22 protein-coding genes are annotated in these 21,412 nt (G+C 69.5%); 9 read left to right on the top strand and 13 right to left on the bottom strand.

What is annotated here, in order from left to right:
- Nucleotides 1-110 precede the first annotated feature (110 nt).
- Genes ABZV40_RS08880 through ABZV40_RS08890 form a run of 3 tightly spaced genes read right to left on the bottom strand, consistent with a single transcriptional unit; the run spans nucleotide 111 to nucleotide 3,517 of the window.
- On the bottom strand, nucleotides 111-764 hold the full coding sequence (locus ABZV40_RS08880; protein ID WP_355437701.1) for a response regulator transcription factor: 654 nt from the start codon (nucleotides 762-764) through the stop codon (nucleotides 111-113).
- Entirely contained in the window at nucleotides 761-3,301 is a 2,541-nt protein-coding gene (locus ABZV40_RS08885) for an ATP-binding protein (protein ID WP_355437703.1), read from the bottom strand. The genes ABZV40_RS08880 and ABZV40_RS08885 overlap by 4 nt, the downstream gene beginning before the upstream one ends.
- A gap of 6 nt (nucleotides 3,302-3,307) precedes the next feature.
- A complete protein-coding gene (locus tag ABZV40_RS08890; RefSeq protein ID WP_355437705.1) occupies nucleotides 3,308-3,517 on the bottom strand; it encodes a hypothetical protein in 210 nt (69 codons plus the stop codon).
- A gap of 100 nt (nucleotides 3,518-3,617) precedes the next feature.
- On the opposite strand from ABZV40_RS08890, the gene ABZV40_RS08895 reads away from it, so the two are divergent.
- Entirely contained in the window at nucleotides 3,618-4,049 is a 432-nt protein-coding gene (locus ABZV40_RS08895) for a protein-tyrosine phosphatase family protein (protein WP_355437707.1), read from the top strand.
- 12 nt (nucleotides 4,050-4,061) lie between these two features.
- Here ABZV40_RS08895 and ABZV40_RS08900 read toward each other — a convergent pair whose 3' ends face one another.
- Both ABZV40_RS08900 and ABZV40_RS08905 read right to left on the bottom strand, forming a co-directional pair.
- The gene (locus ABZV40_RS08900) at nucleotides 4,062-4,730 is read right to left on the bottom strand and encodes an MOSC domain-containing protein (protein ID WP_355437709.1); all 669 of its coding nucleotides are present in this window, start codon (nucleotides 4,728-4,730) and stop codon (nucleotides 4,062-4,064) included.
- Nucleotides 4,731-4,740: 10 nt separating this feature from the next.
- A complete protein-coding gene (locus tag ABZV40_RS08905; protein ID WP_355437711.1) occupies nucleotides 4,741-5,130 on the bottom strand; it encodes a MerR family transcriptional regulator in 390 nt (129 codons plus the stop codon).
- 61 nt (nucleotides 5,131-5,191) lie between these two features.
- Between ABZV40_RS08905 and ABZV40_RS08910 the strand changes: the two genes are divergently transcribed.
- Entirely contained in the window at nucleotides 5,192-6,226 is a 1,035-nt protein-coding gene (locus ABZV40_RS08910; RefSeq protein WP_355437941.1) for an aldo/keto reductase, read from the top strand.
- Nucleotides 6,227-6,477: 251 nt separating this feature from the next.
- Here the strand turns inward: ABZV40_RS08910 and ABZV40_RS08915 are convergent, their stop codons facing one another.
- The 3 genes from ABZV40_RS08915 to ABZV40_RS08925 are packed head-to-tail and all read right to left on the bottom strand — an operon-like array spanning nucleotide 6,478 to nucleotide 9,640.
- On the bottom strand, nucleotides 6,478-7,599 hold the full coding sequence (locus ABZV40_RS08915; protein WP_355437713.1) for a hypothetical protein: 1,122 nt from the start codon (nucleotides 7,597-7,599) through the stop codon (nucleotides 6,478-6,480).
- Nucleotides 7,596-9,110, bottom strand: coding sequence for an alkaline phosphatase D family protein (locus tag ABZV40_RS08920; RefSeq protein WP_355437715.1), 1,515 nt, complete (start codon nucleotides 9,108-9,110; stop codon nucleotides 7,596-7,598). Before ABZV40_RS08920 ends, ABZV40_RS08915 begins: the two co-directional genes overlap by 4 nt.
- An 11-nt stretch (nucleotides 9,111-9,121) precedes the next feature.
- Entirely contained in the window at nucleotides 9,122-9,640 is a 519-nt protein-coding gene (locus ABZV40_RS08925) for an NAD(P)-binding protein (RefSeq protein WP_355437717.1), read from the bottom strand.
- A gap of 66 nt (nucleotides 9,641-9,706) precedes the next feature.
- Between ABZV40_RS08925 and ABZV40_RS08930 the strand changes: the two genes are divergently transcribed.
- Nucleotides 9,707-10,165, top strand: coding sequence for a MarR family transcriptional regulator (locus ABZV40_RS08930; protein ID WP_355437719.1), 459 nt, complete (start codon nucleotides 9,707-9,709; stop codon nucleotides 10,163-10,165).
- Here ABZV40_RS08930 and ABZV40_RS08935 read toward each other — a convergent pair.
- Nucleotides 10,113-10,679 (bottom strand): helix-turn-helix domain-containing protein, encoded by a 567-nt coding sequence (locus tag ABZV40_RS08935; protein ID WP_355437721.1) that lies wholly within the window; start codon nucleotides 10,677-10,679, stop codon nucleotides 10,113-10,115. The genes ABZV40_RS08930 and ABZV40_RS08935 overlap by 53 nt on opposite strands.
- 108 nt (nucleotides 10,680-10,787) lie before the next feature.
- Here ABZV40_RS08935 and ABZV40_RS08940 point away from each other — a divergent pair, with 108 nt between their 5' ends.
- From ABZV40_RS08940 to ABZV40_RS08950, 3 genes are all read left to right on the top strand, one after another.
- Complete coding sequence (locus ABZV40_RS08940; RefSeq protein ID WP_355437723.1) at nucleotides 10,788-11,732, top strand: SDR family NAD(P)-dependent oxidoreductase; 945 nt, start codon at nucleotides 10,788-10,790, stop codon at nucleotides 11,730-11,732.
- An 832-nt stretch (nucleotides 11,733-12,564) separates the two neighbouring features.
- On the top strand, nucleotides 12,565-13,506 hold the full coding sequence (locus tag ABZV40_RS08945; RefSeq protein WP_355437725.1) for an SDR family NAD(P)-dependent oxidoreductase: 942 nt from the start codon (nucleotides 12,565-12,567) through the stop codon (nucleotides 13,504-13,506).
- Between the two features lie 72 nt (nucleotides 13,507-13,578).
- Nucleotides 13,579-14,622, top strand: coding sequence for a chitinase (locus tag ABZV40_RS08950; RefSeq protein WP_355437727.1), 1,044 nt, complete (start codon nucleotides 13,579-13,581; stop codon nucleotides 14,620-14,622).
- Nucleotides 14,623-14,670: 48 nt separating this feature from the next.
- On the opposite strand, the gene ABZV40_RS08955 is transcribed toward ABZV40_RS08950, so the two are convergent.
- Nucleotides 14,671-15,942 (bottom strand): hypothetical protein, encoded by a 1,272-nt coding sequence (locus tag ABZV40_RS08955; RefSeq protein WP_355437729.1) that lies wholly within the window; start codon nucleotides 15,940-15,942, stop codon nucleotides 14,671-14,673.
- A gap of 117 nt (nucleotides 15,943-16,059) precedes the next feature.
- Here ABZV40_RS08955 and ABZV40_RS08960 point away from each other — a divergent pair, with 117 nt between their 5' ends.
- Nucleotides 16,060-16,641 (top strand): acetoacetate decarboxylase family protein, encoded by a 582-nt coding sequence (locus ABZV40_RS08960; protein WP_355437730.1) that lies wholly within the window; start codon nucleotides 16,060-16,062, stop codon nucleotides 16,639-16,641.
- Here ABZV40_RS08960 and ABZV40_RS08965 read toward each other — a convergent pair.
- Genes ABZV40_RS08965 through ABZV40_RS08975 form a run of 3 tightly spaced genes read right to left on the bottom strand, consistent with a single transcriptional unit; the run spans nucleotide 16,629 to nucleotide 19,375 of the window.
- Nucleotides 16,629-17,492, bottom strand: coding sequence for a hypothetical protein (locus ABZV40_RS08965; protein ID WP_355437732.1), 864 nt, complete (start codon nucleotides 17,490-17,492; stop codon nucleotides 16,629-16,631). The genes ABZV40_RS08960 and ABZV40_RS08965 overlap by 13 nt on opposite strands.
- A gap of 9 nt (nucleotides 17,493-17,501) precedes the next feature.
- Entirely contained in the window at nucleotides 17,502-17,852 is a 351-nt protein-coding gene (locus ABZV40_RS08970; RefSeq protein WP_355437734.1) for a DUF779 domain-containing protein, read from the bottom strand.
- Nucleotides 17,852-19,375 carry an aldehyde dehydrogenase family protein gene (locus ABZV40_RS08975; protein ID WP_355437736.1) on the bottom strand — a complete coding sequence of 508 codons (1,524 nt, stop codon included), beginning with the start codon at nucleotides 19,373-19,375 and terminating at the stop codon, nucleotides 17,852-17,854. The genes ABZV40_RS08970 and ABZV40_RS08975 overlap by 1 nt, the downstream gene beginning before the upstream one ends.
- 115 nt (nucleotides 19,376-19,490) lie before the next feature.
- On the opposite strand from ABZV40_RS08975, the gene ABZV40_RS08980 reads away from it, so the two are divergent.
- Complete coding sequence (locus tag ABZV40_RS08980) at nucleotides 19,491-20,612, top strand: GAF domain-containing protein (RefSeq protein WP_355437738.1); 1,122 nt, start codon at nucleotides 19,491-19,493, stop codon at nucleotides 20,610-20,612.
- Nucleotides 20,613-20,657: 45 nt separating this feature from the next.
- Entirely contained in the window at nucleotides 20,658-21,386 is a 729-nt protein-coding gene (locus ABZV40_RS08985) for a hypothetical protein (RefSeq protein WP_355437740.1), read from the top strand.
- Nucleotides 21,387-21,412 lie beyond the last annotated feature (26 nt).

Genomic DNA, 21,412 nt, shown 5'->3' on the forward strand with positions numbered 1-21,412 from the left:
GCCGCAGTGCCGGGCCTGTGCCGAAGCCGGTGTTCGTGACAGCGGCCCTGAGGCGGCCACTGGAACCACCTCCGGGCGCGACTCTCGTCGAACGGGACTTCGGCACCGGCCTAGGTGCCGGAGACCAGACCTTCGCGCACCGCCCACAGCGCGGCCTGGGTGCGGGACGCCAGCCCGAGCTTGTTCAGCACGTTGGACACGTGGGTGCGCGCGGTGCGTTCGGAGATCACCAAGGAGGCGGCGATGTCCCGGTTGGACTTCCCGTGCGCCACCAGGACCAGGATCTCGCGCTCTCGTGGGGTGAGCGCGGTCGCGGTTCGCTGCGGTGCGACGAGTGAGCGGGTCAGCGTTCTGGCGACGGCGGGGTCGAGGTGCACCTGGCCGCGCACCGCCGCGCGCACGGCGGCGCCGACCTGGTCCGCTTCGGCGTCCTTCAGCAGGTAGCCCGCGGCGCCCGCCTCCAGGGCGACGTGGACCCGTTCGGCCTCGGAGAACGACGTCAGCGCCACCACCTCGACCTGCGGGTAGAGCTGCTTGATCGCCTTCGTGGCGCCGATGCCGTCGAGGCGGGGCATCAGGAGGTCCATCAGCACGACGTCGGGCAGGTCCTCGGCGGCCGCGCGGACGGCGAGCTCGTCGAGGGCCGCCTGGCCGTCGCCCGCCTCGCCCACCACCTCGATGTCGTCGAGCATCTCGAAGAACGCCCGCATGCCGCGTCGCACCACCGCGTGGTCGTCGACGAGGAACACCCGGATCGTGCTCATCGCTGATCTCCTGCCTGCGCAGTTCCGGTTTCCGGTGGCAGCACCGCGCGGATCGTGGTGGATCCGGCCGGGGTGCTCGTGATGACGAGGCCGCCGCCGATCCGTTTCATCCGTTCCCGCATGCTCACCAGGCCCATACCGCTGGAGGAGACCGCCGCGGGGTCGAACCCGGTGCCGTCGTCGGCCACTTCGACGGTGACGCCGTCTTCGTCCGCGAGCGTGATGTCGATGCGGCTGGGGCCGGCGTGCTTGATGGCGTTGTGCACGGCTTCCTGCACGACGCGGAAGAGCTCTTCCTCTGCGCGGTCGTCGAGGGACAGCCGGTAGCCGGGGGCGTCGACGGCGATGACCACGCCTTCGCGGGAGGCGATGGCGGCCGACTGCTTGCGGATCGCCTCGGCCAGGCCGTCCTCGCGCAACGCGTCGGGGCGCAGCTGGAACAGCGAGGCGCGCATCTCGGCGAGCGCGTCCTGGGTGAGGCCGCGCAGTTCGGTGATGCCGCGCGCGACCGGGCCGTCGGGGTCGCCGCCCTGCTTCTGCAGCGCCAGTTCCACGGCTCGGGTGTGCAGGGTCATCGAGAACAACGCCTGGGAGACCGAGTCGTGCAGCTCGCGGGCCAGGCGGTGGCGTTCCTCCAGCGCCGCCACCTGGGAGGCCTCGTCGAGCATCTCCATGACCTCCTCGACCCCGAGCTGCTCCTCGCCGGCGACGGAGGTGAGCATCATCCGCGCGGACGCTGCGCCGACCGCACCGGCCAGCACGGTTTCCACGTGGTGCACGAGGTCCGCGTCAGCGTCCTTTCCGGACTGGAGGTCGACGCCTTCGAGTGCTTTCGCCGCTGCCCGGTGGCCCATCGAGCGGACCAGGACCTCGTGGAGTGCCTGCACGGACACCCTGTCGCGCCACAACCGGGGCCGCGACGGGTCGTGCAGGGCGTCTACGAAGAGCACGGCCTGGGCCTGTTCGCGGGACTGCGGTCGGCTCAGCAGCGACACACCGACGTAGCAGCCGACGTTGACGAGCATGCTCCAGAACATCCCGTGGCTGATGTTGTCCATGCCGGTGATGCCGAGCAGGTGTTCCGGGCGCAGTGCCCCGACGCCGAACGGTCCGTGGTCGAGGAACCCGCGCGGCACCCAGCCGGTGGCGGCGAAGTTGGGCAGCAGCAACGTGTACGTCCACACCGCGAACCCGCCGGCGAGGCCGGTCATGACGCCGTCGCGGGTGCCGCCCTTCCAGAACAGGCCGCCGATGACCGCGGGTGCGAACTGCGCGACGGCCGCGAACGAGATCAGGCCCATCGACACCAGGGCCGCGCTCTCCCCGGCGAGGCGGAAGTAGGCGTAGCCGAGCAGCATGATCGCCACGATCGACAGGCGGCGGGCCAGCAGGATCAGCTTCGCGAGCCTGCCGGAGTAGCCGCGGCGCAGCAGCATCGGGACGACGATCGAGTTCGACACCATCGTGGACAGCGCGACGGTCTCCACGATGATCATGCCGGTCGCCGCGCTCAGGCCGCCGACGAACACCAGCAGCGCCACCGCGTCCAGGCCCGCGGCCATCGGGACGGTCAGCACGAACGTGTCGGCCTCGGCGCCGGAACCGAACCGCAGCAGGCCCGCCGCGGCGATCGGCAGCACGAACACGCTGATCAGCAGCATGTACAGCGGTGTCATCCACATGGCCTGCCGGACGTGCCGCTCGTCGACGTTCTCCACCACGCCGACCTGCCACTGCCGGGGCAGCAGCACGATCGCGAAGAGCGACAGCACGTTGAGCCACACCCAGGTGCCGGTGGAGTCGCCGAGGGTGAACAACGAGCTGTGCCCGGCTTGCGCGGCCTGGCCGAACAGGTCGCCGAAGCCGTGGTAGAGGCCCCACGTCACCGTGATGCCCGCCGCCACGAACGCCACCAGCTTCACCACCGACTCGAACGCGATGGCGGTGACCATGCCCTCGTGACGTTCGGCGGCGTCGAGATGCCGGGTGCCGAAGAGGATCGTGAAGCCCGCGAGCAGCAACGCCACGTAGAGCGCGGTGTCCTGGAACAACGGCACCTGGTCCAGCGCGGACGACGGCGTGATCCGCGGGGCGCGGCGGATGATCTCGAAGGTGGTGGAGACCGCCTTGAGCTGCAGGGCGATGTACGGCACGACACCGACCACGGCGATCACCGCGATCAGGCCGCCCAGCCGCACGCTCTTGCCGTAGCGGGCGGACACGAAGTCGGCGAGGCTCGTGATGCGGTGCCGGTGGCTGATGTGGATGATCCGGCGCAGCACCAGCCACCCGAGCGCGAGCATGATCGTCGGGCCGAGGTAGATCGACAGGTAACCGACGCCGCTCGACGCCGCGCGGCCGACGCTGCCGTAGTAGGTCCACGACGTGGCGTAGACGGCCAGGGAGAGGGCGTAGATCGTGCCGCGGCCGATGATGCTGCGGCCTTCGTCGGCGCGGCGGTCACCGTAGAACGCGATCGCGAACAGCACGCCGAGGTAGGCGACGGACACACCGATGACCAACCACGTCCCGAGCACGTCGGATCATCCCGACCGGCGGACGAGCACGGCGACCAGCGCGATGACCGCGAGCCAGGCGCCGAAGAGGTAGGCGGCGACCGCCGGCACGCCCGCGACGGTGCCCCCGCCGTCCGCGACGGTGAGCAGTGGCGGTAAGAAGAGGACGAACCCGGCTGCCGCCGCGAGGACGGTCAGCCCGGTGAACCGTCCGTCATCCCCGGCGCCTCGTCGCACCCGTCACCGCCCTCATTACTTCCAGGTCGATTCGGGAGCGTAGTACGAATGGCGGGAATTCGGCGAAGCGGACGTGACAGAATTTCACACTATTCGCGCAATGCGACTGTTTGGGGGAATCGTCGTGAGGACGGTGGAACTGCCCGACGGGGCCGTGGTCACGGGGCGTGGCCTGCGGGACGGCAAGATCGTGGAGCCGCACCCGCAGTACGGGGTTTATCTGCAGCCACGACCTGTCGACGTGCCGTGGCCGCACGACTGGATCGACTGGCCGGACTTCCGCCTTCCGCGTGATCACGACGCCGCGATCAGGTTGATTCGCGCGTTGCACGCACGTGCGTTGGCCGGGGAACGCGTCGAGGTGGCGTGCAGCGGCGGTGTCGGGCGGACCGGGACGGTCATTTCGTGCTTGGCCGTACTGGCTGGTGTCGCTGCCGGGGAAGCCGTGGCGTGGACGCGCGCGAATTACCATCCGCGCGCGGTCGAAACGCCGTGGCAAAAGCGCTGGGTCAGGCGTTTTCCCGCCCAGTAGGAATTAGCGTCGTCAGGAATCGAGCTCGACCGCCGTGCGCTTGTGCACGAGTTCGATCACCCCTGGTGGCACCGCGTCCCCCGCCTCCAGCAGGCGGGGGAGCAGCTCGGGTTCGGTGAGCATCGCCCGGAAGAACAGCTCGACCGTGACGTCGTGGTCCGGCCGGTGCACCACGGTGATCTCGTCGCCGGGCGCGATCAGGCCCGCCTCCAGCACGCGGAAGTACGCGCCGGGCCGGTTGGCCTGCGTGAACCGCTTCACCCAGCCGCTCAGGCCGAGATGGCCCGCGAACGTCCGGCACGGGATGCGCGGGGCGGTGACCTCCAGCAGCGCGGTGCCGACGCGCCACCGTTCGCCGATGAGGGCGTTGGTCTGGTCGATGCCCTGCGTGGTGATGTTCTCGCCGAACTGGCCGTTGTGCAGGTCGAGCCCCAGTTCGTCCTGCCAGTGGTCGAGGTCCTCGCGGGCGTAGCCGTAGACGGCCTGGTGGTCGCCGCCGTGGCTGGCCCAGTCACCGATCATGTCGCCCTGGACACCGCTGCCGCCGCTGCCTTTCGGTCCCGGCGGGCTCACCTGCAGCGGTCCCTCGACCGGGCGCTTGTCGATCGCGGTGAGGCCCTTCTGGGCGTAATCCACCGGAACGGTCTTCTGGGCGATGTTCAGCGAGAGCACGACGGGCATGGGCGTGAGCCTATTGGCCGACCGCCTTGGCGGCGATGGAATTGACGTAGTCCTGATAAACGCCGACCTTGTGGGTGATGAGGTCCATGCAGTCCTGCAGCTGCGCCATCTGCTGACGGACGCGTTCCTGGTGCTCCTTGAGGATCTCGAGCCGCTGCAGCTCGTTGCCGTCGCCCTGGCGCACGAGCTCGGTGTAGCGGCGGATCTCCGGCACCGGCATCCCGGACATCCGCAGCATGATGCACATGCGCAGCCAGTCGACGTCCTGCTGCGTGTACACCCGGCGCCCGCCCGGTCCTCTGTGGACCTGGTTGGCGAGGATGCCTTCCTTCTCGTAGAAGCGAAGCGCGTGCACGCTCAGCCCGGTGCGTTCGGCCACCTGCCCGATGCTCAAGCTCATGGATCCGAGCATAGGTTCTTGACCTAGAGGCGACTCCAGCTCCTAGGTTCTCCGCATGACGATGCGTTATCGCGTACTTGGGGGAACCGGCATCGAGGTCAGCCACCACTGCCTCGGCGCCATGATGTTCGGCTCGGTCGGCAACACCGACCACGACGAGGGCGTGCGGATCATCCACCGCGCTCTCGACGCGGGGATCAACTTCGTCGACACCGCCGACATGTACTCGGCGGGGGAGTCGGAGGAGATCGTCGGCAAGGCGCTGGCGGGCCGTCGCGACGACGTGGTGCTGGCGACGAAGGTGCACTTCCCGCTGGGTGAGGGCCGCAACCGCAGCGGCAACTCGCGCCGTCACATCGTGCGCGCGGTGGAGGACAGCCTGCGGCGGCTCGGCACCGACTGGATCGACCTGTACCAGGTGCACCGGCCGGACTACACGACCGACGTCGAGGAAACGCTGTCGGTGCTGACGGACCTGGTGCGGGCCGGGAAGATCCGGGCGTTCGGGTGTTCGACCTTCCCCGCCGCGGAGATCGTCGAGGCCCACCACGTGGCGATGAACCGGGGCTTCCTGCGGTTCCGGACCGAGCAGCCGCCGTACTCGTTGCTGGCGCGCGGGATCGAGCGCTCGGTGCTGCCGACCTGTCAGCGGCTGGGGATGGGCGTGCTGGTGTGGAGCCCGCTGGCGAGCGGGTTCCTGTCCGGCAGGCACCGGCGGGGCACGAACGCCGAGGCGTTCCGGGCCACGCTGACCCCGGACCGGTTCGACGAGACGCTGCCGCGCAACGCCGCGAAGTTCGACGCCGTGGAGCAGTTCGCGAAACTGGCGGACGAGATGGGGGTGTCGCTGCCGGCACTCGCGATCGCGTTCGTGACGACGCACCCGGCGGTGACGTCGGCCATCACCGGGCCGCGCACGATGGAGCAGCTGGAGTCGTTGCTGGAGGGCGCGTCGCTGGTGCTGACCGACGACGTGCTGGACCGCATCGACGAGATCGTGGCGCCCGGCGAGGACACCTACGACGTGCACGGCGTCTGGAAGCCCGCGTCACTGCTGGACGTCCACCGCCGACGCCGCCCGTTCGACCAGCGCTGAGCCCACGGCCGGGCGCCTGACGAGCACCCGCCAGGCGCCCGGCCGCACCCCGGCAACACCGCATGCCGTGTGGCCCTGCGCCCGCTCGCCATCATCTGTGCGCGTCCATCGGGGCTGGTGCGGCACGCGTTCGCCAGCACCTGCGAGCGCCTACCAGGGGTGCGGGTGGTGCGGCAGGCGTCCGCACCATCCGCGAGTGTCCACCAGAGCCAGGGTGGTGCGGCCGCAACGCCACACCACCCCGTTCGCCGCTACCAGGCCTGGGTCGTCAAACCCGTGCCCAGGTAGACCTGGTCGTACCCGTTGCCGTCGTTGTCGTCGGTGTACACGACGGTGATCTGGCCCCACGGGTCCACCCCGACCGCGGGCTCGTCCTGCTTGCCCGTGGCGTTCGAGACCGTGAGCTGCCGCGCGGGCCGTCCGGTCGTCGTCCCGTCGGGGTTGTAGACCACCGTGTAGACGTCCTGCGCCTCCTCCGTGGTCACCGCGACGCCGAGCTGGTCGTCGATGCCGATCTGCGGGTCGGCACCGGTGGTGCTCGCCACGGCACCACGAGCGGCACCGGCCGCGGTGAAGGACTGCGTCTTCACGCCGGACTGCTCCCAGGCGACCGCGAAGTCGCCGTTGAAGTTGGCGGCCACGTCGGGGTGTTTTCCTTGCCCTGTAGTGGTTTGCGGCAGCTTCACGGCGCCGGACGGGCTGAGGATCTTGCGGGCGATGTTCGCGTCCGCCTCCCACACCACGATCGCGTTGCCCGCCGCACCCATCGCGACCTGTGGTTTGGCGTGCGTGCCGCCCGCGTTGTCGACCTGGGTCTCGTAGGTCTTGGACGAGATGGACGCGAACCCGCTCACGCGCACGGTGGGCGGGTTGGTGCCCTGCTTGTCCTCCCACGCCACCGCGAAGCCGCCGGTGTCCGGGTCGGCCGCGACGCTCGGGAAGTACTGCTGGCCGTCGGAGCTGGCGTTGGCCGTGCCCGAACCGGAGACGGCGCCGGAGGGGCTGACCGAGCGGACCGCGATGTTGTAGAAGCCGTTGCCGTCCGGGTCTTCCGACCACACGACGACCGCGGTGCCGTCCTCGTGCAGTGCGACGTCGGGCTGCCAGTGGCGCCAGTCGCCGGTGCCACCGGTGCTCAGCTTCTTCTCGTAAAGGGACGTGCCGTCCTTGTAGAGGCGGATCCAGACGTCGGAGTGGACCGGGTCCGCCGGCGCCGTGGTGTCGCGGTCGTCCTCCCACACGACGGCGGTGTAGCCGTTGCGGGTGGCGGAGACCGCCGCGTTGTCCTGGTCGCCGGTCGAGTCGCTGTTGACCGTGGACCACGTCATCGGCGCGGGTGCCAGCAGGAGTGAGGCGATCAGCAGTGTTTTCACGGCGCCTGCAATCCGGGGTTGTTCGCCTCGACGACGTAGCTGCCGACGGTCTTCACCGGGTAGTCGCGGACGGTGACCTTGTCCACGGCGCGGAAGTCGACGTGCATCTCGGTGGTCGTCGTGCGGGTCTTCACGTAGCCGCGCAGGTTCTTGAAGTACTTCACGTGCGGGTTCAGCGTCGGGTTGAGGCCGTTCTCGGCCGCGTTGCCGTCACCGCCGGACGTGATCGAGGTGGTGACGAGCTCGGTGCCGATGACGCGGTTCTGCGAGCCGTAGTCCTGCATCAGGTCGGCCGCCCAGCTGCGGTGCACGTCGCCGGTGAGGACGACCGTGCCCTTGTTGCCGCTGGCGTCCCACGCGTTCTGGATCCGGGTTCGGTTGGCGGTGTAGCCGTCCCACGCGTCCATGCTCTTCGCACCGTCCGCACTGGCGAGGCGTTGCGCGAAGAACACCTGCTGGCCCAGGAAGTCCCACGTGCCGAGCTTCTGGCGCAGGCCGTCGATCAGCCAGGTCTCCTGCGCGGTACCGGTGATCGTGCGCGCGGGGTCGTCGGCGGCGGGGCAGACCTTCGTGCCGTCGCCGCACGCCTGGTCGTCGCGGTACTGGCGGGTGTCGAGCATGTGGAACGTGGCGAGGCTGCCCCAGCGAACCCTGCGGTGCAGCAGCATGTTCTCGGCTGCGGGCGCCTGGGCGCTCCTGAGCGGCATGTGCTCGTAGTACGCCTTGTAGGCGGCGGCGCGGCGGGCCCTGAAGTCGCCGGCCGGGCTGTTGTCGTTGCGGACGAGGTTGGCGTAGTTGTTCTCTACCTCGTGATCGTCCCAGACCACCAGCCACGGTGCGGTGGCGTGCGCGGCCTGCAGGTCGGGGTCGGTCTTGTACTGGGCGTGGCGGACCCGGTAGTCGGCCAGCGTGCTGATCTCCGCGCTGGGCGTGAACTTGCGGACGCGCGTGGTGCTGGCGGCGCCTTCGTAGATGTAGTCGCCGAGGTGCAGGATCAGGTCGGGGTGTTCCTCGGCCATCCGGCGGTAGGCGGTGAAGTAGCCCTCCTCGTAGTGCGAGCACGAGGCGAAGAGCATGGTCAGCTCGGGTGAGGTGCCGACGGCCGGTGCGGTGAGGGCGCGGCCGGCGGGGGAGATGTGGCCGCCGGTGCGGAAGCGGTACCAGTACTCGCGGCCGGGTTCGAGGCCGGTGAGGGTGACGTGCACGGAGTGAGCACCTGCCGCCTGGGTGGTGCCGGTGCCGGTGCGGGCGAGGCTCGTGAAGCGTTCGTCGGTGGCGACCTGCCAGTCGACGGTGGCGCCGGTGCTCGGCATGCCGCCGAGGCCGTCCGCGTTGAGGGGGTTGGGGGCGAGGCGGGTCCAGATCACGAACCCGTCCGCCGCTGGTTCGCCGGACGCCACCCCGAGGGTGAAGGGGTAGCCGATGGCGTTGGCCGGACCGGGGGCGAGGACTCCGGCACTCGCTCCCGCGAGGCCGCCCACGATGAAGGTGCGTCTCCGTAACGTGGTCATGACCCGCAGGCTTACCGAACGCGGGTAAAGGCCCGCCTAACGGTGTGCGGCTTCAAAGTGGTTTCCCACCAGGAGAACGCGGCGTGGTCGTCGGTGTAGATGTCGAGCGCGTCCGCGAGCAGTTCGGCGGCGCACAGCGGGATCCCGGTGTCCCGCACGGCTCGGTGGAGCAGTGCCACGTGGTCGCGGGACCAGGATTCGAGGCGCAGGCCGGGTAATCGTTCGGCCTCGCAGCAGGACTGGGCGCACACGACGATGTCGAACCACTCGTCCTCGTGGTCGTTGAACGCGACCGTGACGCCGAACCGGTCCGGGTGCAGCGCGGTGACCGTGCTGTGGCGGGTCTCGTAGTGCAGCGGGCACGGCAGGGCGGCGAGCCTGCGCGCGGCGTGCAGATCAGGACCTCGCAGCGGCACCCGGTCGTGGTGCCTGCCGTGGTCGAGCACGACGACGTCCCACGTGCTGCGAGTCAGCCGGAGCGCGGTCGCGAGGCCGGCGACTCCGGCTCCGACGACGAGTGCAGTGGCCATGGCCTGCCCCTTCCCCCTAGGATCGAGGCTAGCGAACGTTCAGAAATTTCTGAAGGCAGGGGCCGTGTGACGGGCGAGACAGATCGCAAGGATGCGGCCGAGCACCTTGCACTCACGCTGGTCGGTGCCGGGATGCAGCGGATGGGGGCGCGTGCGCTGGCCGCCTTCCTGTTCTCCGACAAGGAGTCGCTGACCGCGGGCGATCTCGCCGACGAGCTGGGTGTGAGCGCGGGCTCGGTGTCGGGTGCGATCAAGATGCTGGCGCAGATGGGTGTGATCGAGCGGAGCTTCGTGGCGGGCAGCCGGCGCGAGCACTTCCGGATGCGCGACAACGTCTGGACCACGCTGTACTCGCGGCAGCACTCGGTCGTCGACGACGTGCTGAACGCCGTGCAGAGGGGTGTCGAGGTGGTGGGGCCGGGGGCCGCGCACGACCGGCTGACCTACATGCGCGACTTCTACGCCTTCCTGCTCAACGAGGTTCCGGCGCTGGTGGAGCGGTTCGAGCGGCAGCGTTCCTCGTGACCGCGCCGTACTTGATCCCGTCCACGATCAGGTCGAGCATCCGCTTGGCCTGATCCGGGTCGCCGTTCTGGCCGACGGCGACGAGCATGGCCATGACGTCCATCGGCTCGGCCGTCGCGCCCAGCGGTGCCAGCAGCAGCTGCAGGGCCTCGGTCATCTTGGCGCGGCTGTGCTCGAACGGGTTCACGCCCAGCGCGATGACGGCCTGCAGCGCGTCCTTGAGGTCGCGTTTCGTGGCCAGGTAAGCGATGAAGCGGTCCATCCACGCCCGCAGCGCCGCCTCGGGCTCGTGGGTCTTGAGCAGCTCGGGGGCCGCGTCGCAGAGCTTCTCCAGCTCCGTGCGGTAGACGGCCTCGATCAGGGCCTCGCGGGTGGGGAAGTGCCGGTACAGCGTGCCGATCCCGACGCCCGCCTTCTTGGCGATGGCGCCGAGCGTCACGTCCTTGCCGTGGGTGAAGGCGTCCAGCGCCACCTCGAGCAGCAACCCGCGGTTGCGGACAGCGTCAGCACGCACTTCGTTCACTCCTGTGGGTAACTTGCTAAACGGAGGACCCTCCGGTTAAGGTGGAAGCCGAACCGGAGGAACCTCCGTTTCAGTGTACGACAAGGTTGGGGAAATCAGATGAGTGAACGCATCACCACCCCGTTCGGCTTCGAGACGACCGCTCTCGAGGTCGTCGAGGGCGTCGACCTCTCCGGCCGTCGCGCCGTGGTCACCGGTGGGGCGTCGGGCATCGGCGTCGAGACCGTCCGGGCCCTGGCCGCCGCGGGTGCCGAGGTCACCATCGCCGCCCGCGACGTCGAGGCCGGTCAGCGCGTGGCCGCGTCCCTGGCGGAGGCGACCGGCAACAAGAGCATCTTCGTCGCTCCGCTGGAGCTGGCCTCGCAGGACTCGGTGAAGGAGTTCGTCCGCTCCTGGTCCGGCCCGCTGCACTTACTGATCAACAACGCGGGCGTCATGGCCACACCCCTCACCCGCACCCAGGAGGGCTGGGAGCTCCAGTTCGCCACGAACCACTTCGGCCACTTCGCCCTCACCCTGGGCCTGTTCGACGCGCTGCGCGCCGAGGGTGCCCGCGTGGTGAACGTCAGCTCGGCGGGCCACCTCGCCAGCCCGGTGGTGTTCGACGACATCCACTTCGAGCGCCGCGAGTACGACCGCTGGCAGGCTTACGGCCAGTCCAAGACCGCGAACATCCTGTTCGGTGTGGAGGCCGGCAAGCGCTGGGCCGGTGAGGGCATCACGATGAACGCCCTGATGCCCGGCGGCATCCTCACGGCCCTGCAGCGCCACATCACCCCGGAAGAGCTGGAGGAGCGCCTCCGACTCCGCGGCGGCGGCAAGCCCTTGCAGCTCAAGACCCCGGAACAGGGTGCCGCCACCACCCTGGTGCTGGCCGTCTCCCCGCTGGTCGAGGGCCGCTCGGGCCTCTACTTCGAGGACTGCAACGAGGCGCTCCGGAACGCCGGCGACATGCGAGGCGGCGTAGCGCCCTACGCCCTGGACCCGGAAGCCGCGGCCCACCTGTGGGAGCTCTCCGAGGAAACGCTGAAGCTGCCCGCATGACCGCTCAGCACCGGCGACCAGCCGCAGGGAGGCTTGCGTATTCGCGCCGAAGGTGCGGCCAAGGCTGGTGGCGATAGCGCAACAGCCGAGCCATGGCAGCCGGCTCCACGCGGCCAGTCCGGGCTTCATGGCAGTGCCGCTGTCCAGTCGCCCCGACAACTGAAGAAGCGGCCTGGCCGCTCCAGGCGGCTCGGTGGCGACTGTCCAACTGCCGAAGGCGCGCCCGAAGAAGCACTGACGGCCAAGCCTTCCACCCGCTGCGATCCCGCAGCGACCGTCCAACGCGTCCCGGCGAACGCTGAACGCGTAGCCGCGGCAGGTGGTTCTGTCGCGCGAACGGGTCACTTTGGCGGCCGCCGCTCGACGGTCCGATGCTCGGTATTGCTGAACGCGCTGTCGCGGCAAGCGGTTCAGTAGTGAGGCTTTTTCACCCTGAGGCAGCAGCCCGAATCGGCGTGCCGACAACGCCGGCGGTGCGATTCCGGCCGCTGGTCGATTGGTGGATGAAGGGCTCTTTGTTCCACCTGGGGTGGATGAAGGGCGCCTTCATCCACGTCACCACGCGCCTGGCGAGGCCTGACCGCACGGTGCACGGCAGTGCGGCGGATCCGGTGCGCCCGGCGACTGCGGCGAGCCTGCCCGCGAGGGTCGGCGCAACGCGTCGCCGCTCAAGTTCCTGGCATTGCACCTGACGTCGATGAAGGCGCCCTTCATCGACAACGGGCGTGACCGGAACGGTGAGGCACAACAGGCGGCTCAGCCGCTCAAACGGGTCGCCTGGCGACCACCACCCCCAACTTTCCAGCCCCGAGAAGACACTGAAGGTGCAGGCATGATCACCACTGGGTTCGGGTTCGAGACGACCGCGATGGAAGTGGCCGCCGCGAGCGACTTCGCCGGTCGCCGCGCCGTCGTCACCGGCGGCGCGTCGGGCATCGGCGTCGAGACGGTGCGGGCACTGGCCGCGGCCGGTGCCGAGGTCACGATCGCCGCGCGCGACGTCGACGCCGGTCAGCGGGTCGCGTCGGCGCTCGTCAAGGCGACGGGCAACAGGTACATCTCCGCGGCGCGGCTGGACCTGGCGTCGCAGGAGTCGGTGAAGGCGTTCGCGCGCAACTGGGACGGGCCGTTGCACCTGCTGGTCAACAACGCCGGTGTCATGGCCACGCCGCTCACGCGCACGCCGGAAGGGTGGGAGCTGCAGTTCGCGACCAACCACCTCGGGCACTTCGCGTTGACGGTCGGGCTGTTCAACTCGTTGCGCGCGGAGGGTGCGCGGGTGGTGAACGTCAGCTCGTCCGCCCACCTCGCCAGTGAGGTCGTGTTCGACGACATCCACTACGAGCGCCGCGAGTACGACCGGTGGCAGGCGTACGGGCAGTCGAAGACGGCGAACATCCTGTTCGGGGTGGAGGCGGGCAAGCGCTGGGCCGGTGAGGGCATCACCATGAACGCGCTGATGCCCGGCAGCATCGCCACGAACCTGCAGCGTCATCTCACCGCCGAGGAGCTGCAGGAACGGATCAGGCGCAGCGGTGCCGCGGGCACGCGCCGGGTGAAGACGCCCGCGCAGGGTGCCGCGACGACGTTGGTCGTGGCCACGTCGCCGCTGCTGGAAGGCTTGTCCGGCAAGTACTTCGAGGACTGCAACGAGGCGTTGCCGAACACCGGCGGTCTGCTGTCCGGTGTGGCTGCCTACGCGCAGGACCCGGAGGCGGCCGCTCGGTTGTGGAAGGTGTCGGAGGAGACCCTGTGGTCCCTGAAGGTCGCCTGATCGGGTAGAGGTCTGGACCATTTCGTGCTTCAATGACAGACGGGTCGCCGCCTGAACGTGAGAGGTGAGCGAATGTCTGCCCGCTTGGTGTCGAGGGCGTTGACAGCCCTGCTTCTGCTCATGAGCACCGTGCTCGTCCCGTCCACCGCGCAGGCGGCCGACACGTGCGCGCTCAAGTCCCGGCCGGCAGGCAAGGTCCTGCAGGGCTACTGGGAGAACTGGGACGGCTCGTCGAACGGCGTGCACCCGCCGTTCGGCTGGACGCCGATCACCGACAGCCGCGTCAAGCAGCACGGCTACAACGTGATCAACGCTGCGTTCCCCGTCATCCGCTCCGACGGCACCGTGCTGTGGGAGGACGGCATGGACGCGGGCGTCAAGGTCGCCACGCCCGCCGAGATGTGCGCGGCGAAGGCGGCCGGGGCCACGATCCTGCTGTCGATCGGTGGCGCGGCGGCGGGCATCGACCTGAGCTCGACCGCCGTGGCCAACCGGTTCGTCGCCACCGTCGTGCCGATCCTCAAGAAGTTCAACTTCGACGGCATCGACATCGACATCGAGACCGGTCTGGTCGGCAGCGGCAACATCGGCCAGCTGTCCACCTCCCAGGCCAACCTGATCCGCATCATCGACGGTGTCCTCGCCGCCATGCCGTCCGGTTTCGGCCTGACGATGGCGCCGGAGACCGCGTACGTGACGGGTGGCAGCGTCGTCTACGGCTCGATCTGGGGCGCGTACCTGCCGATCATCAAGAAGTACGCGGACAACGGCCGCCTCTGGTGGCTGAACATGCAGTACTACAACGGTTCCATGTACGGCTGCTCCGGCGACAGCTACCAGGCCGGCACCGTGCAGGGCTTCGTCGCCCAGACCCAGTGCCTCAACAAGGGTTTGGTCGTGCAGGGCACCACGGTCAAGGTGCCGTACGACAAGCAGGTGCCGGGTCTGCCCGCGCAGCCCGGTGCCGGTGGCGGTTACCTGAGCCCGAGCCTGGTCGGGCAGGCGTGGAACAGCTTCAGCGGTCAGCTCAAGGGGCTCATGACCTGGTCGATCAACTGGGACGGCTCGAAGAACTGGACCTTCGGCGACAAGGTGAAGTCGTTGCAGGGTCGCTGAGTTTCCGGCGATGCCCGGCGGGTGCGGCCGGGCATCGCCGGCGGCGGGTCACATTCGGGGTGCGACCCGTGACTCGTAGGAGTCCGGCCGGTAGCGCGGATCGAAGAAGCAGCCCGTGCCGTACTTCCTGTCGTGGCTGGGACAGCTGCGCGCGATCAGGTAGGGGCTGGGCCGCAGCCCCCACTTCTCCCACGCCGCCAACGACTGCATCGCCGCGGCGTACTCGGAGTCGCTGAACGCCGAGTGCGTGGCCTCGGTCGTGAACGTCTGCACGAGGTTGTACGAGCGCCCGGCCTTCCGCACGGTGTCGCGGTAGGCGGACTCGTGCTCCACGAACGCCGTCGGGTCGCCGATCGCGTGCACCGACAGCACCGGTATGTCGATCTTGCCGGTGAGGTCGCTGTCGTAGGCCAGCTCGGCCCGTGCCGCCGGGTCCGCGGCGAACCGTTCCACACCGGCGTTCAGCGCCGCGTCGTCGTGCGAGCCCTTGTAGACAACACCTGTGTTGCTCCACGGGTTCCGATCGCCGAGGCGGTTGTGGACGATGTCGCGGAACGTGAACGTCGCGAAGTTCAGGTGCGAGTTCAGGGTTTCCTCGGGGATTTTGGTGACCGCGAGGACGTCGTCCAGCTTCTGCTGTTGTGCGGGCGTGCGACTGCCTGCGGTGCCAAGGCATTCCTCGATGCGGCCGCGCAACCCGGCGGTGGTCATCGTCGAGCCGGGACGCAGGCCCTGCCACAACGGGTACTGCGCCTCGGACGGCCGCGGGTGGTTGCCGCAGTAGTACTGGTAGACCACGCGCAGGTCGACGCGGTAGTCGTAGCCGCGCGAGCCGCCGGCCAGGACGCCGCTGGTGAGCAGTGCCGCGTCGTAGCCCCGGTACAGCTCGATGGTCTTGGCCGCGACGTTGCCGCCCCACGACTGGCCGTGGAGGTAGACCTTGTGCGGCTTGAGCATCGCGCCGGCCATCCGGCGCAGGTTGTCGGTGTCCTCCGCGGCCATCCGCGTGCCGTAGCCGCCGCGCCGGTACGAGGTGCCCGCCCACGCGTAGCCCTCCTTGACCATGACGGCCCAGCGGTTCAGGTCGTCACGCGTGCGCTCCGGTGTGGGGTCACCCAGGTCGGGGCCGCCGTGCGAGTGGACGACCAGCGTCTTGTTCCACTTCTTCGGCACGGCGATCGTGTAGTAGGCGCCGTTGGCGTCCCGGCCCTCGTAACAGGTGGTGCCGGCGGGGACGTTCTCCGGGCACGGCGCCGCGGGCGGCAGGTGCGCGGGCGTCGTGACGCTCGCGGCCAGTGCGAAGGCCAGCAGGACGTTCATGGCTGGGAATCGTCAGCCCGGCTCGGCGAGTGGTCCAGATCACGCCGGCAAACTTGGGACTGTCCTGACGTTCCGGTCTTCGTACCGGGAATCCGTGCCGCGGGTACGGTCATGAAGGTGGAGTATCCAGCCGAGCCGTGGCACCTGCGGGGTTCCCTCGTGCTCTCCGTGTTCCGGGTGCCGCGAGAGCTGGTGCCCGCGGACCACCTCCCGGCCGGCGCGCGAATGATCACGGTGGCGGGCAGCGCTTTCGTGGCGGTGGCGTTCGTGACGTACGAACCGGGCGGCGTACTCGCCTACGACGAGCTGCTCGTCGCCACGCCCGTGTGGGACCGGGCCGGGATCGCCGTGTCCGTGCCGCAGATCTGGGTCGACAGCGAGGCGTCGCGGCAGGGTGGCCGCGAGCTGTGGGCGATCCCGAAGCAGGTCGCCCGGTTCGGTCGGGGCTCGTCGATCGCGGGCGTCGCGGCGACCGGCGGTGTGCCGCTGCCCGGCCGGTGGACGATCGCCGGGCCGACCGCACAACGCCTGGACGGCGGGGATGTGCGCGCTCACGCCGTCATGTCCGGAAGGTTCCGGTTGGTCCGGACCGCGTGGCTGTTCCCGGCCGGCGGCCCGCTCGGCTACCTGACCGGTCGCACCCCGCTGGTGAGCCTCGCCGCGAACGACATGCGCCTGACGTTCGGTCAGGCGCGCTGACCGATGTACCGCACGCTGTTCAGCACGTGCTGCGCCCACGTGCGGTCGGCAGGGAAGCGGTGAACGATGCGCACGGACAGCATGGTGCCGGGGCGGACGACGTGTCCGTGGAACACCTGCTCCTCGTGGCCGTCGATGACCTCGCTGAGCCAGAACGCGTGCCGCAGCTCCTCGCCGTCGTGGGTGACGGAGTGCTCGGCGCTGGCGGGGTAGCCCTCCAGCACGGCGCCGAGGAAGTCGCTCGCGCTGCCGCCGGTGCGGTCGGCGTAGACGTCGAGGCCCACCCAGCGGTCGGGGCTCGTGAAGCACATCGTGCGGTTCTCGATGGTGCAGCGCATGCCAGCGCTGCGCTCGACGCTCCAGACGTCGGCGAGCGTCTCGCGCACGGGGATCGGCAGCGGGTGCGGGATGTGGCTCAGCACCTCGTCGCGGTCCCATTCGCGCTCCAGCAACGGGTGCGAGGTGTAGTACGGCAGCTCGTCGGCGTTGAGGACGGCGGCCTCGGCATGGGTGCCGAGCAGATCCCACGGCGCGATGAAGTTCGCGAACCTGCCGGAGACGCGCAGGTTCTTGTACTCGCTGTCGTTGTTCCACACCGCATGGGCGTACATGGCGTCGACTTTGCTGATCTGCATCCACGCGCCGAACACGAGCTCGGTTCCGCCGGTCAGCCGAACCGGTAGCAGACAACGGATGTAGGAGGCGCCGTCCGGTCCGACGAGCAGTCCTCCGGTCGGCGCGCCGAGTTGCTCGCTGGGCAGGCCGATCAGGGCCTCCGGGCGGTTCAACCGGTAGTCGATGCGGCCCGTCGACGCGATCTCGGCTCCGCAGCATCCGCATTGGACGGTCATGCGCAGATGCTAGAACTCACCCTCGTTCAGCAAACGTGAACGCACCAGGAAACGCACTCCCAGTGGTGCTTCCAAGGAGAACCCGCTCCCACGGCCGGGCACCACGTCGATCGTCAGGTGCGTGTGGCTCCAGTACTCGAACTGCGCCGCGGACATCCACACAGGAATGACGGACGTGTCAACGGTCAAGTCTCCGAGGTGCACGTCGGACGAGCCGGTGCGGAACTCGCCGGCGGGGTAGCACATCGGGGCGGAGCCGTCGCAGCAGCCGCCGGACTGGTGGAACATCAGGTCGCCGTGCGAAGCCAGGAGGCGGCGGAGCACGTCCGCCGCCTCCTGGGTCAGTGCCACGCGGGGCATCAGAAGAAGCCCTGGGCGTTCTGCGAGTAGCTGACGAGCAGGTTCTTGGTCTGCTGGTAGTGGTCCAGCATCACGCGGTGGTTCTCGCGGCCGATGCCGGACTGCTTGTAGCCGCCGAACGCCGCGTGCGCCGGGTAGGCGTGGTAGTTGTTCACCCACACGCGGCCCGCCTGGATGTCGCGGCCCGCGCGGTAGGCGACGGAGCCGTCGCGGGACCACACGCCCGCGCCCAGGCCGTAGAGGGTGTCGTTGGCGGTCTTCATGGCGTCGTCGTAGGAGTCGAACGACGTCACGGCGACGACCGGGCCGAAGATCTCCTCCTGGAAGATCCGCATCTTGTTGTCGCCCTCGAAGACCGTCGGTGTCACGTAGTAGCCGCCGGACAGCTCGCCGCCGAGGTCCGCGCGCTCGCCGCCGGTGAGCACGCGGGCGCCTTCCTGCTTGCCGATGTCGATGTACGACAGGATCTTCTCGAGCTGGTCGTTGGACGCCTGCGCGCCGATCATCGTCTCGGTGTCGAGCGGGTGGCCCTGCTTGACGGCCTTCGTCCGTTCCACGGCGTCGGCGAGGAACTGGTCGTAGACCGACGACTGGATCAGCGCGCGCGACGGGCACGTGCAGACCTCGCCCTGGTTCAGCGCGAACATCGTGAAGCCTTCGAGTGCCTTGTCGTAGAAGGCGTCCCGCTGCGCCGCCACGTCGGCGAAGAACACGTTCGGCGACTTCCCGCCGAGCTCCAGCGTGACCGGGATGATGTTCTCGCTGGCGTACTGCATGATCAACCGGCCGGTGGTCGTCTCGCCGGTGAACGCCACCTTCGCCACGCGCCGCGACGACGCCAGCGGCTTGCCCGCCTCGACGCCGAAACCGTTGACCACGTTCACGACGCCGGGCGGCAGCAGGTCCGCGATCAGCTCCATCAGCACGTGGATCGACGCCGGGGTCTGCTCGGCGGGCTTGAGCACCACCGCGTTGCCCGCGGCCAGGGCGGGCGCGAGCTTCCACGTCGCCATGAGCAACGGGAAGTTCCACGGGATGATCTGGCCGACGACGCCGAGCGGCTCCTGGAAGTGGTAGGCGACCAGGTCCTCGTCGATCTGCGAGATGCCGCCCTCCTGGGCGCGGATCACGCCGGCGAAGTAGCGGAAGTGGTCGACCGCGAGCGGCAGGTCGGCGGCCAGGGTCTCGCGGATCGGCTTGCCGTTCTCCCACGTCTCGGCGACCGCGAGCGCCTCCAGGTTGGCCTCGATGCGGTCCGCGATCTTGTTGAGCACCTGGGCCCGGTCGGCGACCGACGTCCTGCCCCACGCGGGGGCGGCGCCGTGGGCCGCGTCCAGGGCGCGTTCGACGTCCTCGGCGGTGCCGCGGGCGATCTCGGTGAACTCCTCGCCGGTGACCGGGGTGGGGTTGGCGAAGTACTCACCCTTGGCGGGCGGGACGTACTCGCCTCCGATGAAGTGGTCGTACCGGTCGCGGTACGTCACCACGCTGCCGGGCTGCCCAGGAGCTGCGTACTTCGACATCTCGCCTCCCGCATCGTTGCGAACTGAGTCGCGACGCTAGGTGGTGCAACGTTTCACTCACGTTGCATCCGAAAGGAGTAACAGCCTGTGGCAGAAGGCCCGTCATCCTGGAGGGGTGACGGACCTCGGCGAAGCAACGCGGCCGGTGATCGCCGAGTCGTGGCGGCGGTCTCTCGCCGCGCGCGTCGACCCCGACCGGGACGAGGCGCCGGTGGTCCACGCGCCGGACGAGGTCGAGGACCTGCGCGGCGCGCACCCGCTGGCGGCGACCGTGCCGCTGCTCAAGCACACGCTGTCGATGGACGAGACGATCATGATCGTCACCGACACGCGCGGGGACATCCTGTGGTGCGAGGGCGACAACGGGGTGCGGCACAAGGCCGAACGCGTCCACCTCACCGAGGGCTCGCGCTGGAGCGAGGACGTCATCGGCACGAACGCGATGGGCACGGCGCTCGCCACCGGCAAACCCGTCACCGTGCACTCGCGCGAGCACCTGGTGCGGACCTACCACGGCTGGACCTGCGCGGCGAGCCCGATCCACGACCCCCACAGCGGGCTGCTGCTGGGTGTGGTCGACGTGAGCGGACCGCTCAAGACGATGCACCCGGCCGTGGCGCAGCTCGTGTCGGCCGCCGCCCGGCTGGCCGAGCACCACCTGCGGCAGTTCGCGCCACGCCGGCACGTGCTCACGCTGAACTTCCTCGGCGGGCTGCACGCCGAGCTCGACGGACGGCCGTTACCGCTCACGCTGCGCAACGCGGAGGTGCTGACGGCGCTCGCGTTGCACCCCAAGGGACTCACGGCCGAGCAGCTCGCGTTGTTGCTCTATGGTGAACGCGGGAACCCGACCACGGTCCGCGCGGAGCTGCACAGGCTGCGCGCGCAGCTCGGTGATGTCCTGTTGACGAGGCCGTATCGGCTGGATGCCGTGCTGCGCAGTGACTTCCTGGACGTCCGCACGGCGCTGAGATCGGGTGACGCGGGCCAGGCCACCCGGCACTACGGCGGCGAGCTGCTGCCCCGTTCGGACGCACCGGTCGTGCGGGAGGAACGCGCGGATCTCGCCGCGGCGGTGCGCAAGGGCGTGCTCAGCGCCGGAGACGTCGGCTCGCTGCTGGCGTTCGCCGACAGCGGGGAGGACGCCGAGGTGCTCGAACGGCTGCACCTGCTGCTGCCGGCCACCGATCCTCGTCACGCTCTTGTCTCCTCGCGCCTGCGAAGGGCGTTGGAATAGGCTTCCCTGCCGGGGGAGGGCGAAGTGAAGCAGTGCATCAACTGCATGACCCGGTTGCATCGCAAGGAGGTCACCGAGGTCGCGTGGTGTGCCTTGTGCGCGCCGTGCCTGCAGGTCGTGGCGGACCAGATGAAGCTGGTGCACGACCGGCCGGGTGGCGCGGACGTGCAGATCTACCAGTGCGGCTGGTGCGGTGCCGCGCGCTCGTGCGGTGCCGGGTTCCGCACCCGGTGCCTGGTGTGCCTGGACGACCGGTCGGTGCCGGATCCCGCGGTGCAGAAGATCGCGCGGCGGCTCGAACTGGACGGCACCTGGCGGGAGAACTCCGAGCTCATCGCCGCGACGACCGTGAAGATCCGGCTGGCGAAGTACTTCCAGCCGGGTTGGACCGTGCTCGCGACCGACATGCACGGCCTGCCGTGGACCGCGTTCCGGTGGCTGACGAAGTCGCACGGCACGTGGGGGCGCAACGCCGAGACCGGTGAGGTGGCGCAGCTCAAGCACTCCCGCGGCGAGGAGAACCTGCTCTACCTGGTGCGGTACGGGAAGGTGCTCAAGTTCGGGCGCGGCAACGTCCACCGCGTCGGCGGGCACGTGCGGCTGGGCGCGGTTCCGGTGCTCGTGCTGTCCGCGACCAGCCAGGAGGTCTCCGTCGCCCGTGACCGGCTGAAACGCCTGCACCGCACGGAGATGGTGTCGCAGCGCACGCCGGTCGACCTCTTCGCGGTGCTGCCGGACGGGCAGGACGTCACCGATCGGTGCGCACTGGACTGAGGTCTGCATCTGATGCCGATGGGGTA

Source organism: Lentzea sp. NPDC004782, assembly GCF_040609115.1.
Classification (GTDB): domain Bacteria; phylum Actinomycetota; class Actinomycetes; order Mycobacteriales; family Pseudonocardiaceae; genus Lentzea.

Coding starts and splice junctions, on each gene's coding strand:
- ABZV40_RS08905 (WP_355437711.1), bottom strand. CDS start 5,130: ATGAGCTTGAGCATCGGGCAGGTGGCCGAACGCACCGGGCTGAGCGTG.
- ABZV40_RS08975 (WP_355437736.1), bottom strand. CDS start 19,375: ATGTCGAAGTACGCAGCTCCTGGGCAGCCCGGCAGCGTGGTGACGTAC.
- ABZV40_RS08940 (WP_355437723.1), top strand. CDS start 10,788: ATGAGTGAACGCATCACCACCCCGTTCGGCTTCGAGACGACCGCTCTC.
- ABZV40_RS08920 (WP_355437715.1), bottom strand. CDS start 9,110: ATGACCACGTTACGGAGACGCACCTTCATCGTGGGCGGCCTCGCGGGA.
- ABZV40_RS08880 (WP_355437701.1), bottom strand. CDS start 764: ATGAGCACGATCCGGGTGTTCCTCGTCGACGACCACGCGGTGGTGCGA.
- ABZV40_RS08950 (WP_355437727.1), top strand. CDS start 13,579: ATGTCTGCCCGCTTGGTGTCGAGGGCGTTGACAGCCCTGCTTCTGCTC.
- ABZV40_RS08900 (WP_355437709.1), bottom strand. CDS start 4,730: ATGCCCGTCGTGCTCTCGCTGAACATCGCCCAGAAGACCGTTCCGGTG.
- ABZV40_RS08895 (WP_355437707.1), top strand. CDS start 3,618: ATGCGACTGTTTGGGGGAATCGTCGTGAGGACGGTGGAACTGCCCGAC.
- ABZV40_RS08925 (WP_355437717.1), bottom strand. CDS start 9,640: ATGGCCACTGCACTCGTCGTCGGAGCCGGAGTCGCCGGCCTCGCGACC.
- ABZV40_RS08945 (WP_355437725.1), top strand. CDS start 12,565: ATGATCACCACTGGGTTCGGGTTCGAGACGACCGCGATGGAAGTGGCC.
- ABZV40_RS08970 (WP_355437734.1), bottom strand. CDS start 17,852: ATGCCCCGCGTGGCACTGACCCAGGAGGCGGCGGACGTGCTCCGCCGC.
- ABZV40_RS08985 (WP_355437740.1), top strand. CDS start 20,658: ATGACCCGGTTGCATCGCAAGGAGGTCACCGAGGTCGCGTGGTGTGCC.
- ABZV40_RS08910 (WP_355437941.1), top strand. CDS start 5,192: ATGCGTTATCGCGTACTTGGGGGAACCGGCATCGAGGTCAGCCACCAC.
- ABZV40_RS08955 (WP_355437729.1), bottom strand. CDS start 15,942: ATGAACGTCCTGCTGGCCTTCGCACTGGCCGCGAGCGTCACGACGCCC.
- ABZV40_RS08965 (WP_355437732.1), bottom strand. CDS start 17,492: ATGACCGTCCAATGCGGATGCTGCGGAGCCGAGATCGCGTCGACGGGC.